Source organism: Pedobacter flavus (assembly GCF_036324285.1).
Lineage (GTDB): Bacteria > Bacteroidota > Bacteroidia > Sphingobacteriales > Sphingobacteriaceae > Pedobacter > Pedobacter flavus.
This window is the reverse complement of sequence record NZ_JAZDQU010000002.1, coordinates 877094-890145: the sequence shown is the minus strand read 5'-3', so window position 1 is coordinate 890145 and position 13052 is coordinate 877094. Positions and strand designations below refer to the sequence as shown.

The window sequence follows — 13052 nt, the reverse complement described above, 5'->3', positions numbered from 1 at the left end:
CAGAAATATTGTTCGTTATTTCCATTTTAGAAATAATGAATTGCATAAAAAAAAGAAGATAATTATCTTCTTTTTTTTATGCTTTAAATACTCGATTTCTATTCTAAGAAATATTGAAATTTACTAAGGAATAACAGTAGTAAATAAATAAGTTGCAAATAGCACTAATAACACAATTCCTTGTAAAATATTAGTCCTTCCAGCGCTAAATGCTATAGAAATTGTAAATAGAGATGTGACTAATAATAAAGTAGATTTTGCATCAATCCCAAGAATTACTTCCATATCCGTTAATTGTGTTACAATAGCTACTGCAGGAATAGTTAATCCAATACTTGCTAATGCAGAGCCAAGGGCTAAATTTAAACTGGTTTGTAATCGGTTGTTTCGTGCAGCTCTAAGTGCGGCTAATCCTTCAGGTAATAAAATAACAGTTGCAATTATAATACCTACTAATGATTTTGGCGCGCCTAATTCAAAAACAAAAGATTCTATATCTGGAGAAAGCTTTTTAGATAATAAAACTACTGAGGTTAATGCAATTATTAAAAAAACTAAACTTAGTATAGTAGTAAGTGTATTTGGAGGTACCGCGTGTTCGTCTTCAGATTCTGCACTCGATTTATCTTCGGGAAGGAAGTAATCTCTATGTCGACCTGCCTGAACCCCTACAAAACCTAAATATAAAACCAGCGACATAATTGCAATAAAAATTAATTGATTGTTTGCATAAGATGGACCGCTTTCTGTAGTTGTATAATTAGGTAAAACAAGAGTTAAAATGGTAATGGCTGTAAGGGCAATTAAAGATGCGCTAACACCTTGTTTTACAAATAATTGTTCTTTAAATCTATATCCTCCCACCAATAAACAAATTCCAATAATACCGGTTAGTAAAATCATAATGGCAGCAAATACTGTATCTCTTGCGAGCATTGCGGAACCACCTGTTTTATCTGATAGCATTATAGAGACAATTAGCGAAACTTCGATAACTGTAATGGCTAAAGCAAGAATTAAAGTTCCAAATGGTTCACCAACTTTGTGAGCAACAACCTCTGCATGGTGTACTGCAGCCAAAACCACTGCGATTAAGGTTGCGCCCATCGCAATTGAGAATATTGCAGAAGGTTCTACCACGTTGGTCAATAGTAAAACAACTAAAGATAGTATCGGAAGGAATACCGACCATAAGGGTAAAGATATTTTATATCTCTTACTAAGAAAATTATTATATGCCATATTAACAAAATAACAAAATAATGTTCGAATAGCCCTGTTAAATTATTAAAAAGTGACATTATAAGATCATTTTATAACCTTGACCTCTAAAATTGAGGATGGCTATTGAAGGGTCATCTTTTAGGTATTTTCTTAGTTTAGTAACAAAAACATCTAAGCTTCTTCCTGAAAAGTAGTCGTCATTTCCCCAATATTCCATTAATAAATCTTCTCTTTTTAGAAGATTGCCAGAATGTGTTGTTAACTTGTGCAATAATTCTGATTCTCTGTTGGTTAGTTTTCGATTGTTGCCTTTATATTCTAGTATTCCTACTGGGTAATGAAATAGATAATCTCCAATAACTCTCGAATATTTGGTTATTTCATTATTGGTTGTCTGAATTTGTCCGATTAAAAATTTAATCCTAACAATTAATTCTTCGATGCTGAATGGTTTTTTTAAATAATCATTAGCTCCACTTTCAAATCCCGAGACAACATCAGAGGGCAGGGATTTGGATGTTAAAAAAATCGCTGGGGTCTGATAATGTTGTCTTAATTTTTTTAATAAGGAGAATCCATCACCATCTGGTAACATCACATCTAAAACAAATATGTTTGCAGGATTTTTCTTTTGCAAGATTTGTGCCGAGACACAATTTGTAGCATGTATTACTTCGAATCCTTTCAACTCTAAAGTTTCTTTAACGATTTCGGCAAGCGATAACTCGTCTTCAACAAATAATATTTTAGCTTTTATTAAATCGGCCATCCTAAAATAATTGTAGTTCCTTTTTCGTTACTAGCTACTTTATACCACCCTTTATGATTGTGCATAATTTGCTTAACGTAATTTAAGCCCAATCCATAACCTTTAATATTGGAATTGGAATTTGCCCGGTAAAATTTATCAAATATGAAAGCCAGATCATGGGCAGGAATGCCGGGACCATTATCTGAAAAGGTCATTACTAAGTAATCGTTTTCTGCATTAATTTCAATTTCAATTTTAACATCTAAACCTCCGTATTTAATAGAATTTTCAAGAATATTACTGATAGCATGTTCCATTTGAATTGGGTCTGCATAAATACTGATAGAAGAATTCATGTTTATATAGTTAACACCTAGATCATTATATATTGTTTTTAAAGATTCTAACTGTTCACGTATTAATAAATCTACATTTAAATTCGATTTTTTAAAGTGTTGCAATTCGTTTTCATAAAGAGACAATTTTAAGATTTTATCAGTTAAGGTGTTTATTCTCTGCAATTCCTGACCCGCATGATTGAGGTATCTCATTCTTTTTTCATTATCTTCAAAAAAGACATCATTTTTTAATGATTCTATTGCAACAACTGCAGTGGCTAAGGGGGTTTTAAATTCGTGTGTTATATTGCTAACAAAGTCATTTTTAATAGAAGAAAGTCTTTTTTCTCTGTTTAAATTTTTAATGAGTTGATATAAACAAGTTGTTAAAACGATCACTAAAATAAAAGAACAGATAATTAAAATCTTCATTTCATTGAATATATAAGATGCAGGATTTTTAAAAAGAACCCTAACATAGGCTTGTTCGCTATATGTTGGCAGAGAACGTGTAATTACAGGAAACTCTTTCTTTAGTTCTTCAGGAAAATTAGAGCTGTATACTGTACTATCTGTTTTTGCAGAATAAAATTTATAAGGAATATGAATATTTTTTTTTGTTAAGTATTGATCTAGAACCGGTCTTAATTTCAACGTATCGAAATATTCTTCCTTTTTAAGCGTGTCCAGGAAATTTCCTAAGTATTGCGAACGAAAAAAAATGATATGATTTTCTAAGTCTTCAGATTTAACCATTTCAACATAACGGTTAACAACTTGCTTTTTTATGCTAAGTTCCGTCTCATTATCTCTTTGTAATCTATTTGCATCTAAAGATTTGTTAAAGTGGTTTAAGGAAAAACTAGAAGAAAAGGCGTCATTTAAATCTTTAACACTTCTTATTTTGTAGACAACCACACTGTCCTGTTCCCTAATACTACTACTTATTTCTATATAATTGGTATCTAGTAATTTTTTTGTTAACCTGTTTGCTATAATGTCATTTCGAATTTGAAATTCTTTTTTTAAAGCATCTTCATAGACCATATTAACTTCACGCTCAAAAATCTGCTGAGTGGTTTTATAAAAACTAGATATCCAATACACTTGCAATCCTAATAAAGTTAAAATAGCAAACATAGAGAGCCCAGGAAGTATTAACGATTTCTTCATTCACTCAAAAATAAGTATTAATTAGCTCTCAACTTTTCTGTTAACATAATATAACATGAAATAACTTTTTGTTAACCCAGTTTCAGGGTAGGTTGTACCAAATTTGTACGCATAAATAACATATCATATGAAAAAAACATTCTTTCTTGTCTATCTAGTTTTGCCTTGTATTACCTTTGCCCAAGGTATTACACTTAAAGTAGGTGATCCGTTCCCATCTATCCCGGTATATAATATTATGAACGCACCTGTTCAAAGCATCGATCTTGTAAATAACCGCGATAAAAAACTCTATGTATTAAATTTCTGGGGTACCTGGTGCAGCCCATGTATTCCAGAGATGGATGAATTGGCTAAACTACAAAAGAAAAATACAGACAAAGTCCAGATTATTGGCATTTCGGATGACAGCCCTCAGAAGTTAAAAACGTATTTAAAGAATAAACCTACAACCGTGTGGTTGGCTACAGATACCAATTATCTGTTTTATAATTTATTTAATCTCTCGTCCGTAAGTCATAGTGCGATCTTAAATGCGGAGCGCAAGATCGTGGCCTTGGTAAAAACACATTCAGTTACCCAATCCCTTATCGATACACTTTTGGCCGGCGGAAAGGTTTATTCGGATGCATTGTTAAATGAAAAACCTGTAAACACATCGGACGATATTTTTGCAGTTGATACAACCCTAACCAACAGCTTTACCATTCGTGGGTATATGAAGGGACAACAGAGCATGGGTAGGGTGTACAGAGGTACAAGTGCGTATGCGGGTAGAAGGTTGAGTTATGTGAATACCGGATTAACAACCATATTTAAATCTGCGTACAATATTGTTTCACAAAAGCAGGTAATGTACGAAACAGATGAAAAAAAAATTAATGATTACCAGAATAAGCAAAGCCTTTATTGTGTAGACATTTTGGTGAATGCTGAAGAGAAAGATAGTTTATATACTATTTTTCAGAAGACGTTAAACGCTTCACTGCCTGTAAAGGCGCGTATAGAGTATAAAATAATTCCCGTTTATGTGTTAACGAATGAGAATTTTAATCTTGCACCTTCTTCTAAACCTTCAACTTATGGTTTTAGTGGGAATGGTTATGAAGGTAGTGGGGTTCGTATAGAAGATTTTGCGAACGATTACCTGAGTAACGAACTAGATTTACCTGTAGTAGATGAAACTAATTTAAAAGACCAGTACGATATTAAAACAACGATGGAAATGCGAACCCGCGATAATGTTATTAAGTCTATCGAAGCGCTTGGTTTACGGATAGAAAAAACGGAAAGAAAAATGAAAATGCTAGTGCTTTATGATTCTGAAAAATAAATAAAAAAGCTCGGTATGATAAATCATGCCGAGCCATATATAAATATAAAGAAAATTATTTGAAAAACAAAACAAATTTTAAATTATTTTTCATTTATATTGTTGATTAACAATAAATTATTCAACAATAAATTTACCTTTCATTAAACCAGAATGTCCTGGAAAAGAACATAAGAAATCGTACGTGCCAGCCGCAGGTGCTGTAAATTCTATGGTTACAGTTTCGCCACCTCCAACAACTTTGGTATGCGCCAAAACATCGCTTTGCATAGAAGCAGGAATGTAATCTGTAGCCTTTGCGCCCATGGCCGCTGTAACAAACCCATCAAAGTCTACTCCCGAAGCAAGTAAAACGAAATTATGGCCCATAATTGTTGCATCCATATTTCCGGTATGTTTTAAAGTTAGCTTTACTGTCTGACCAGCTTTTACTTTAATTTCAGATTGATCAAATTTCATATCGTCGCCACTGCTTAAAGTAACAACCGCTTCATTGCCAGTAGCAACCGTTTTTGTATTTGTTGAAGTAGTATCCTTATTCGAGTTGTTGCCACAGGCACCTAAAAACATTGCTGTTACAGCTAATAATAAGATTGATTTTTTCATTTTAAGTGTATTATAGTTAATTAATAGAATTTGCAGTTGTTTGTTTTTGTTCCATAGCGATGCTTTTTGGAAACAGAATGTTGTTCTCTAGGTGGATGTGTAAATGTAGGTCTTCTTCAAATTCTTTGAGTAAGTGAAAAGTCACTTTATAGGTGTTGCAAGCATCGGCAGGCGGGGTGTAATTATTGCTTAACTCGGCAATTTTACGAAAACGATCGCCTTCATTTTCATGCTCATGCATCATCATTCGAATTGGATTTTGTACAGTTCCAAATGGCGCATTTACTTCATTAAACTCTATCATTTTTCTGACATAAGGAAATAAAACTTGCTCTTCTTTTTTCATATGCCCGGTAAGTTCTGACGCCGATTCTTTGAAAAGTTTACCAATTTCCAGTAATTCTGGATGGCGACCGCCATGAACACGCATTACCTTGTCTAAAAAGGGAATAATTTCTACGATTTTAGACTCCACGTATCTATGGTGTTTTTTCTCTATATAGTCTGCCAGCAAATCGAGGGGCCAAGTTTTATAATCAATTTCTCCATCTTTTTTTAGGGTAGAAATCTCTGTTAATTCGTTTATAAGTGAATTAGCAGCAATGCCTTTTTTTTTGCATGCATCCTCGATTGTGCGGTTGCCATTGCAGCAAAAGTCTATCCCTTTTTGTTTAAAAACAGAAGCGGTTCTATAATCGTTAGCTACTAGTTGTCCGATAATGGTTTCTTTTGTAATGCTCATTTTATTATAATTTAAGTGATATCCTGTATAGATTTTGCGCGTTTAAAAAGTGAAACTCCAAAAATAAATAGGCAAATGGTTTTAATGCCCTCTATTAGTACGAAGTACACATGTAGGTTAGAGGGGGCTACGCTTTCGCCATCAATAATTAATTGTGCTCGTGCATCCAGGGCGGGCAATAACCATAGTGTTTGTGTAATTAGCAATACCAGCGGTATCAGAAAGGTGATATTTTTGAACTTTAAAAAGTCTTTACCGATAAAAATTAAATTTATCAGAATAGCGATACACATTACCCATTCTACTTTATTTAAGGCGTTAAATACCATTCTACCAATTCCTAACCCTAAGGGAAGGGTAATGCCAGGTGCCTGGAATTTCATCCACGCTTCCATGAAACTAATGGCGCCTAAAAATCCAATCCACACAAAAATGCAAATTACCGCTACAGGCATTTTTACGGTGCTGATATTTTCTTTCATATTGTTTGTTCAATTTTTAATTCGGATATTTTTGTCTTAAATAAGGATAAAAAATTATTTCATTAATACGGAGTTACCCGACTTTAATTCGGTTGCCAGCTCATAAATTGTAGTAGTTTCAAGCATATGTTTAAGTTCGGTTCTTACTTTTAAAAATCTGTCGTGCATAGGACAGGGCTTGTCATTATTACATTCACTTAAACCCAATGCACAACCGTTATAAATAGAATCGCCATCTATTGCAAATACAATTTCGCTGATTTTAATTTGTTTCATTCTTAATAAATCTATTTCAAATCCGCCATACGGACCTTTTAAAGAATTAACGATGTTGTGCTTGGTTAGTAATCCCAGTATTTTTGCTGTGAATGCTTCAGGAGAACCTGAATTTTTGGCAACATCGCCAATTTTAACCCTTGTATGGTTAAGAGATTGGGTAGCAATGTAGATCATTGCTTTAATTCCATATTCGCAGGCTTTTGAGAACATTCTTGCTTTTTATTACGATATAAAGTTAAGCTATATTTTTAATTCGGACAAATTTATCTTAAATAAATTTTTAAATAATTCTTGTGTATGTTTAGGTTGGCTTTGCGGAATTAATATGATAGGCAGGAGTTAGCACCAATGGAAACAGAGAATTTAAGAATCAATTTGGGACAGGTACAAAGGGTTGTTAAAATCTATACAATACTTTTCCTTTCAATTCTGTTATTGTCGAAGTGTGGCATACACAAAAAGGATAAAGGAGTTGATGATATTCAAACATCTGTGTATAGAGTTTTTTTTTCAAGAAAGATATATTAAGAATATGCGACCGCCTAGGAAAATTTATATAAATAAAGATTTGATTTATGATGGTTTAAAATCCATTAAAAATCGGGATCTTCCCCAAAACCGGGTTAAAGACCCCGTTCATAAATATCTGAAAATGGAGGAATGGTCTTTTTTGTTGGACCCTAAAATAATATCTTCTCCTGAACAGAATATTATAAAGACTAAATCTTTTCATGCTAAAAAATATCGGAGCGTGAGATATAAAGCTTCAGAAATTATGAGCCCTATCATTTTTTCTAATGATTTTACAAAAGCAGCCGTTTATTATGAATATATAGGTGAAGTTACAGCAAGTGGAGCTATGTTATACCTTTTTGAAAAACAAGGAGATAAATGGGTATTGATTGCAAGAAGTGATGAGGGAATATCCTAGATTTTGGAAATAGAGCGGCCCTCTTGAAAGCTGAAAACTATATTTTCCGATTTTTTATTTGTCGCCATGCTCTTGCATATATCCCTTATATTTGCGCATGATTTCATATTTCCAAGCCAACTTAGAAACCGTTTCTATCCATAAAGTAGGTAATAAACTAGCTGATGAGTATTATTCTTTATCAGATGCGCCTTACACGATAGAAGATCAGGAGCTTAATAAAATCCTATTAACTTATTTTTTGAGTCCGTTCGAAAAGGTAAATGAAATTTACAGGTTATTTCATCCTAATCAGGATTTGAAATTAAATGAAGTATATCATTTTGTTACCCAAATTTTCGAACAACCTAGTAGTTTTCATGAACAAACTGAACAATTAGCAAAACATCTATATAATCAATGTAATCATGCAAAAATTAAATCTGGTGAGGTTTATATCGCTAAATTTACGGATTTGCAAATTGAAGGTGAACTATTAGAAGCCGTTGGGATATTTAAATCTGAAAACAAAGAAACGTATATAAAAGTAGCGCCCGAAGAAGGCAATTTTTCAATTTCTTACGAGCAGGAAGCTATTAACTTGCATAAACTAGATAAGGGTTGTTTAATTTTTAAAACTGAAAAAGAAGCTGGATATAAAGTTGCAGTCGTTGATCAGACGTCTAGAAGCGGAGAGGCAGTGTACTGGAAGGACGATTTTTTAATGTTGAAAGCAAGGAATGACAATTACAGTCATACTTCACAGATTTTAGGAGTATATAAGAATTTTGTAACTCAGAAATTGGATGAAGATTATGATATTACTAAGGCTGAGAAAATAGATTTGTTAAATAAATCTTTAAATTATTTCAAAGAAAAAGAACAGTTTGATTTGGAAGAATTTGGACAAGAAGTAATAGGTAGTGTGGCAGGATTTGAATCTTTTAAAAGCTATAAGCAGAATTTTGAAGAAGAGTTTGAAGTTGAAATTGCTGAAAAATTTGATATATCTGCACCCGCAGTAAAAAAACAAAGTAGAAATTATAAAAGTGTGTTAAAATTAGATCGTAATTTTCATATTTATATTCATGGGAATAAAGATTTGATAGAAAAAGGTTATGATGATGATAAACACATGAATTATTACAAAGTATATTTTAAAGAAGAGGAATAATAAAAAAGGTTTAAGCAATTGCTTAAACCTTTTTAGTTTAAAAATTAACTTGCTTTTTATCTGTCAAAATTTAATTGTCGGCCTTCCATTGCTGCTTTTTTATCTAACGCTTTTCCTAATAATATACCAATAGGAATTCCTCCAGCTAAACCTACTCCAATATAGCCATAGTTGTCTAATAATAAACTGATTGCAGTGCCTAGAGGAATACCCAAAATGGTAAAACCCATTACTAGCCAATAATTTCTATGGTGATTTTTTGCTACTATTTTTAGTTCGGAATGTAAAATAGATAAAATGGTAATTTGTGATTTTTTTATTTTAATAAAAAGTTCATTATTAGTGCCTACAAACTCATTTAATTCAATAATTTCTTTATCAATTATAGTTTTAATATTTTCAGGAATATTCTTTTCTTCAATGGCGACTATCAACTTTTCGTAACTTTCGTAAGCCTGTTTTACTTTAATATCGTTTAAGGATTCTTCTTTCTTAATAATTGAAGTTTGTTTCATTTATGGTATTACTAAATAGATAGGGAGATGTAAAAATGCTTTTAAAGTTTTCGGAAATTCATTAGTTACGCATATTTATAAATTGTAAAGGTTGACCGAAATCAGTTCCTTTACATAGCGAAATAGTTTTTTGTAAATCATCTATATTCTTAGATTGAACCCTTACTTGGTCGTCCATAATTGAAGCTTGAACTTTAATTTTACTGTCTTTTATTTTAGCAACAATCTTCTTTGCGGCTTCTTTATCAATCCCTTCTTTAACTTTTACTTCTTTGCGAATCATATTTCCGGATGCAACTTGATCTTTTCCAAAATCCAAACTGTTTGCATCAATATTTTGCTTCATCATCCTCGAAATAATAGAATCAATAATCGCTTTTAAACGCATATCATCTTCTGTTACGATTGTGATAACATTTGACTTTTTATCTAACTCAATCGTGCTAGCAGAGCCGTTAAAATCGTATCTGTTTAAAATTTCTTTTTTTGCGTTATTTATTGCATTATCAAGTGTTTGCGGATCTACCTTACTAACTATATCAAAACTTGGCATATTATATAATCTTAAATATTTTAGTTAAATTTAATAGATATTTATTAGGTTTTAAAGTTTACTTATCAAGAAGCAAACATTTTAGTGGTTTTTAGCCTTTTATGATTATTAGAATAATTTATTGATTAAGATTTATTAAAATATAATTTGACATGAAATCAAGCAAAATTAAGAATACAAAAACCAAGAAAGAAAAGGATTCAACAAAGAAAATTATTGAATCAACTTTAACGGAACGTTTTTTAGCTGTAGTTAATGATTTAGGTCATAATGCCGAATTTTTAGCTTCAGATATTGCAAAAGCAAGTAAGGCAATTGCAAAAAAATTAGGTAAGCAATTTAAAAAAGCAAAATCTGCTATTTCCGAAAAAATAGATAAGGTATCAACCGATTCTAAAAATCCAGTTAAATCTAAAATAAAAGATAAAAAAGTCAAAGGTACTCCAGTAGTGGGTAGTGTAAAAGTTGAAGCCCCAAAAGTTATTGCAAAGGTTAAGAAATCTATAAATAAAAATGTTTCTGAAGTTGGGAAATTGAAATCTACTAAAGAACCAGTTGCAAAGAAAGCACCTTCAAATAAAACAGTTGCTAAAAGTACTTTAACAAAAGCAACAACAAGATCTTCGGGAGCTAATGCCACTAAAAAAGCTAATATTCCAGTTGTTAAAGTTTCTACACCAAGCGAAACTAATATTTCATCAGCGCCAAAAAACAGCACGGCAAAAGTGGTTAAGAAAACTACAATTGCAAAAAAGACTGACATTCAAAATAAAACGCCAAAATCCAATACATCAACTAATGTTTAATTGCTAGAAAAATCAGATTGATTTAACAATTATTTAATGTAAACTTAACTCAATAATTTTGAGATTTGAAAGTCCATATGCAGTATGGATTTTCTTATGCAAAGAGAAATTATGTCTACCAAAATATACCCGTTTTTAAACCGCGAAATAAGCTGGTTGTATTTTAATGAGCGAGTATTGCAAGAAGCTGAAGATGAAACTGTTCCTTTGTTAGAGCGTATTAAGTTTTTAGCTATTTATTCTAGTAATCTCGAAGAATTTTATAGGGTAAGGGTAGCTACATTGGTAAGACTTGCTAATTTAAATGATCAGTCTAAAGTAGTATTAGGTTATAGTCCGAAGAAATTATTAGCTCAAATAAAAACCATAGTTGTAAAACAAGAGCGCAAATTCGAATATCTTTTTTCTCAAAAAATTGTTAATCAGTTGAGTAAGGAGAAAATTTTTATCCTAAATGATAAGCAATTAAACGTTGAGCGTGGAGGATTTGTTAGGCAATATTTTAGAGAAAATATTCTTTCGCAACTCGTACCAATTATGGTAAGAGACGAGCATTATTTTCCTGAATTAAAAGATAGAACTTTATACTTTTTAGTAGAACTTGTAAAAGAAAACACCAAAAAAAGCGATTATGCTTGGATAGAATTGCCCACTCATTTACCTAGATTTTTAATATTACCAAAAACCAACGATTTAAATTTTGTTATCTTATTAGATGATATTATAAAGTACTGTTTAGACGATATATTTTACATTTTCAAATATATATCGGCCAATGCTTATTCCATTCAAATCACCAGAGATGCTGAGTTAGATTTGGAAAAAGAAGTTGATGAGAAATTTATTGAAGAATTAAAAAAGAGCTTAGATAAACGCAAAAAAGGTCATCCAATGCGTTTAATTTATGATGGCGATATGCCTGTTGAAATTGTGAAGAAAATTTCGAAGGGATATAAAATAGATCGAGAAAACTTAATTAAAGGGAATAAGTATCATAAGTTTTCGGATTTTTATAAGTTCCCAGATATTGGTGGCGAACATTTAAAATATCCAAAATTTGTACCGCTTGCTATAAAGGGAATAAACGAAAAGAAAAGCTTGATATCTAATATAGCAGATCGCGATTTTTTAATTAATCTTCCCTATCAATCATTCGAATATATTCTCTTGTTTTTAAGGGAAGCAGCGATAGATCCAAGCGTAAAATCAATAAATATTACTTTATATAGATTAGCAGAGAATAGTAGAGTTATTAATGCATTAATTAATGCAGCTAAAAATGGTAAAAAAGTAAACTGCTTGGTAGAATTAAAGGCTAGATTTGATGAACAGGCTAATTTATTCTGGACTTCAAATTTAATTGAAGCTGGTGTCAATGTAATTTATGGATTAAGTAATTATAAAGTACACTCTAAGATTTGTTTAATATCAAGGTTAGAGAAAGGTAAATTAAAATACTATGCCAATTTATCTACCGGAAATTATAATGAAGAATCTGCCGGGTTATATTGCGACCATAGTATTTTTACGTCTAATCATTTAATTACATCAGATTTAAAAAGGCTTTTTGCAGCTTTAAATAAAGGTAAAGTTATAGGTGATTTTAAAACATTAATTGTTTCTCCATTAGATTCAAGAAATAGAATTAATAAATTAATTAAACGAGAAACTAATTTTGCGAAAGCAGGAAAACCAGCTAGTATTATTATAAAAGTTAATAGCTTGGCAGATGAAGAAATGATTCATCATTTATATAAAGCAAGCAATGCTGGAGTAAAAATTCAACTTATTGTTCGTGGCATATGTTGCCTTGTTCCAGGTATTCCAGGTTTTAGCGAAAATATTACTGTAGTTAGTATAATAGATAAATTTTTAGAACATGCAAGGGTTTTCTTGTTTAGAAACAATGGAAACGAAGAGTTGTATTTATCTTCTGGGGATTTAATGAATAGAAATCTGGATAAGCGTGTTGAAGTAGGATTTCCTGTGCTTAATATTGAATTAAAAGAAGAAATTAAGCATATTCTCAATTTACAGCTCAATGATAATGTAAAAGCCAGAATAATAGATTCTCAAAACAAGAATAAGTACAATAAAAATTCATCTAAAATTAAAATTAGGTCTCAATTTGAGACTTATAATTATTTGAAAAATAAGCATCAATAG

Annotated in this window: 14 protein-coding genes; 5 read left to right on the top strand and 9 right to left on the bottom strand. The window is 31.4% G+C overall.

All coding sequences use genetic code 11. From position 1 onward, the window contains the following. Window positions 1-123 precede the first annotated feature (123 nt). From VRU49_RS10120 to VRU49_RS10110, 3 genes are all read right to left on the bottom strand, one after another. Window positions 124-1140, bottom strand: coding sequence for a calcium:cation antiporter (locus VRU49_RS10120; RefSeq protein ID WP_330146926.1), 1017 nt, complete (start codon window positions 1138-1140; stop codon window positions 124-126). A 160-nt stretch (window positions 1141-1300) separates the two neighbouring features. Further along, window positions 1301-1993, bottom strand: coding sequence for a response regulator transcription factor (locus VRU49_RS10115; protein ID WP_330146666.1), 693 nt, complete (start codon window positions 1991-1993; stop codon window positions 1301-1303). Then, window positions 1981-3486, bottom strand: a complete 1506-nt coding sequence (locus VRU49_RS10110; protein WP_330146665.1) for a sensor histidine kinase — start codon at window positions 3484-3486, stop codon at window positions 1981-1983. The genes VRU49_RS10115 and VRU49_RS10110 overlap by 13 nt, the downstream gene beginning before the upstream one ends. Window positions 3487-3613: 127 nt before the next feature. On the opposite strand from VRU49_RS10110, the gene VRU49_RS10105 reads away from it, so the two are divergent. Continuing rightward, window positions 3614-4819, top strand: coding sequence for a redoxin domain-containing protein (locus VRU49_RS10105; protein WP_330146664.1), 1206 nt, complete (start codon window positions 3614-3616; stop codon window positions 4817-4819). A gap of 117 nt (window positions 4820-4936) precedes the next feature. Here VRU49_RS10105 and VRU49_RS10100 read toward each other — a convergent pair whose 3' ends face one another. Genes VRU49_RS10100 through VRU49_RS10085 form a run of 4 tightly spaced genes read right to left on the bottom strand, consistent with a single transcriptional unit; the run spans window position 4937 to window position 7138 of the window. Then, entirely contained in the window at window positions 4937-5425 is a 489-nt protein-coding gene (locus VRU49_RS10100; protein ID WP_330146663.1) for an azurin, read from the bottom strand. Between the two features lie 16 nt (window positions 5426-5441). Continuing rightward, window positions 5442-6167: an iron-sulfur cluster repair di-iron protein gene (gene ric / locus VRU49_RS10095; protein WP_330146662.1), complete on the bottom strand. Its 726-nt coding sequence runs from the start codon at window positions 6165-6167 to the stop codon at window positions 5442-5444. A gap of 11 nt (window positions 6168-6178) precedes the next feature. Continuing rightward, entirely contained in the window at window positions 6179-6649 is a 471-nt protein-coding gene (locus VRU49_RS10090) for a hypothetical protein (protein ID WP_330146661.1), read from the bottom strand. Between the two features lie 54 nt (window positions 6650-6703). After that, entirely contained in the window at window positions 6704-7138 is a 435-nt protein-coding gene (locus VRU49_RS10085; RefSeq protein WP_330146660.1) for an RrF2 family transcriptional regulator, read from the bottom strand. A 442-nt stretch (window positions 7139-7580) separates the two neighbouring features. Here VRU49_RS10085 and VRU49_RS10080 point away from each other — a divergent pair, with 442 nt between their 5' ends. Together VRU49_RS10080 and VRU49_RS10075 are read left to right on the top strand one after the other, a co-directional pair. After that, window positions 7581-7859: a hypothetical protein gene (locus VRU49_RS10080; RefSeq protein ID WP_330146659.1), complete on the top strand. Its 279-nt coding sequence runs from the start codon at window positions 7581-7583 to the stop codon at window positions 7857-7859. Window positions 7860-7956: 97 nt separating this feature from the next. Next, window positions 7957-9012, top strand: coding sequence for a nucleoid-associated protein (locus VRU49_RS10075; RefSeq protein ID WP_330146658.1), 1056 nt, complete (start codon window positions 7957-7959; stop codon window positions 9010-9012). 56 nt (window positions 9013-9068) lie between these two features. On the opposite strand, the gene VRU49_RS10070 is transcribed toward VRU49_RS10075, so the two are convergent. Together VRU49_RS10070 and VRU49_RS10065 are read right to left on the bottom strand one after the other, a co-directional pair. After that, the gene (locus tag VRU49_RS10070) at window positions 9069-9527 is read right to left on the bottom strand and encodes a hypothetical protein (RefSeq protein ID WP_330146657.1); all 459 of its coding nucleotides are present in this window, start codon (window positions 9525-9527) and stop codon (window positions 9069-9071) included. Window positions 9528-9588: 61 nt separating this feature from the next. Beyond that, the gene (locus VRU49_RS10065) at window positions 9589-10080 is read right to left on the bottom strand and encodes a YajQ family cyclic di-GMP-binding protein (RefSeq protein WP_330146656.1); all 492 of its coding nucleotides are present in this window, start codon (window positions 10078-10080) and stop codon (window positions 9589-9591) included. A 152-nt stretch (window positions 10081-10232) separates the two neighbouring features. Here VRU49_RS10065 and VRU49_RS10060 point away from each other — a divergent pair, with 152 nt between their 5' ends. Together VRU49_RS10060 and ppk1 are read left to right on the top strand one after the other, a co-directional pair. Then, the gene (locus VRU49_RS10060) at window positions 10233-10886 is read left to right on the top strand and encodes a hypothetical protein (RefSeq protein ID WP_330146655.1); all 654 of its coding nucleotides are present in this window, start codon (window positions 10233-10235) and stop codon (window positions 10884-10886) included. An 84-nt stretch (window positions 10887-10970) separates the two neighbouring features. Then, entirely contained in the window at window positions 10971-13052 is a 2082-nt protein-coding gene (gene ppk1, locus VRU49_RS10055; RefSeq protein WP_330146654.1) for a polyphosphate kinase 1, read from the top strand.

Excerpts from the sequence above, each read along its gene's own strand:
- VRU49_RS10060 (WP_330146655.1), top strand. The coding sequence starts at position 10,233 with ATGAAATCAAGCAAAATTAAGAATACAAAAACCAAGAAAGAAAAGGAT.
- VRU49_RS10065 (WP_330146656.1), bottom strand. The coding sequence starts at position 10,080 with ATGCCAAGTTTTGATATAGTTAGTAAGGTAGATCCGCAAACACTTGAT.
- ppk1 (WP_330146654.1), top strand. The coding sequence starts at position 10,971 with ATGGATTTTCTTATGCAAAGAGAAATTATGTCTACCAAAATATACCCG.
- VRU49_RS10070 (WP_330146657.1), bottom strand. The coding sequence starts at position 9,527 with ATGAAACAAACTTCAATTATTAAGAAAGAAGAATCCTTAAACGATATT.
- VRU49_RS10110 (WP_330146665.1), bottom strand. The coding sequence starts at position 3,486 with ATGAAGAAATCGTTAATACTTCCTGGGCTCTCTATGTTTGCTATTTTA.
- VRU49_RS10100 (WP_330146663.1), bottom strand. The coding sequence starts at position 5,425 with ATGAAAAAATCAATCTTATTATTAGCTGTAACAGCAATGTTTTTAGGT.
- VRU49_RS10105 (WP_330146664.1), top strand. The coding sequence starts at position 3,614 with ATGAAAAAAACATTCTTTCTTGTCTATCTAGTTTTGCCTTGTATTACC.
- ric (WP_330146662.1), bottom strand. The coding sequence starts at position 6,167 with ATGAGCATTACAAAAGAAACCATTATCGGACAACTAGTAGCTAACGAT.
- VRU49_RS10085 (WP_330146660.1), bottom strand. The coding sequence starts at position 7,138 with ATGTTCTCAAAAGCCTGCGAATATGGAATTAAAGCAATGATCTACATT.
- VRU49_RS10115 (WP_330146666.1), bottom strand. The coding sequence starts at position 1,993 with ATGGCCGATTTAATAAAAGCTAAAATATTATTTGTTGAAGACGAGTTA.
- VRU49_RS10080 (WP_330146659.1), top strand. The coding sequence starts at position 7,581 with ATGGAGGAATGGTCTTTTTTGTTGGACCCTAAAATAATATCTTCTCCT.
- VRU49_RS10090 (WP_330146661.1), bottom strand. The coding sequence starts at position 6,649 with ATGAAAGAAAATATCAGCACCGTAAAAATGCCTGTAGCGGTAATTTGC.
- VRU49_RS10075 (WP_330146658.1), top strand. The coding sequence starts at position 7,957 with ATGATTTCATATTTCCAAGCCAACTTAGAAACCGTTTCTATCCATAAA.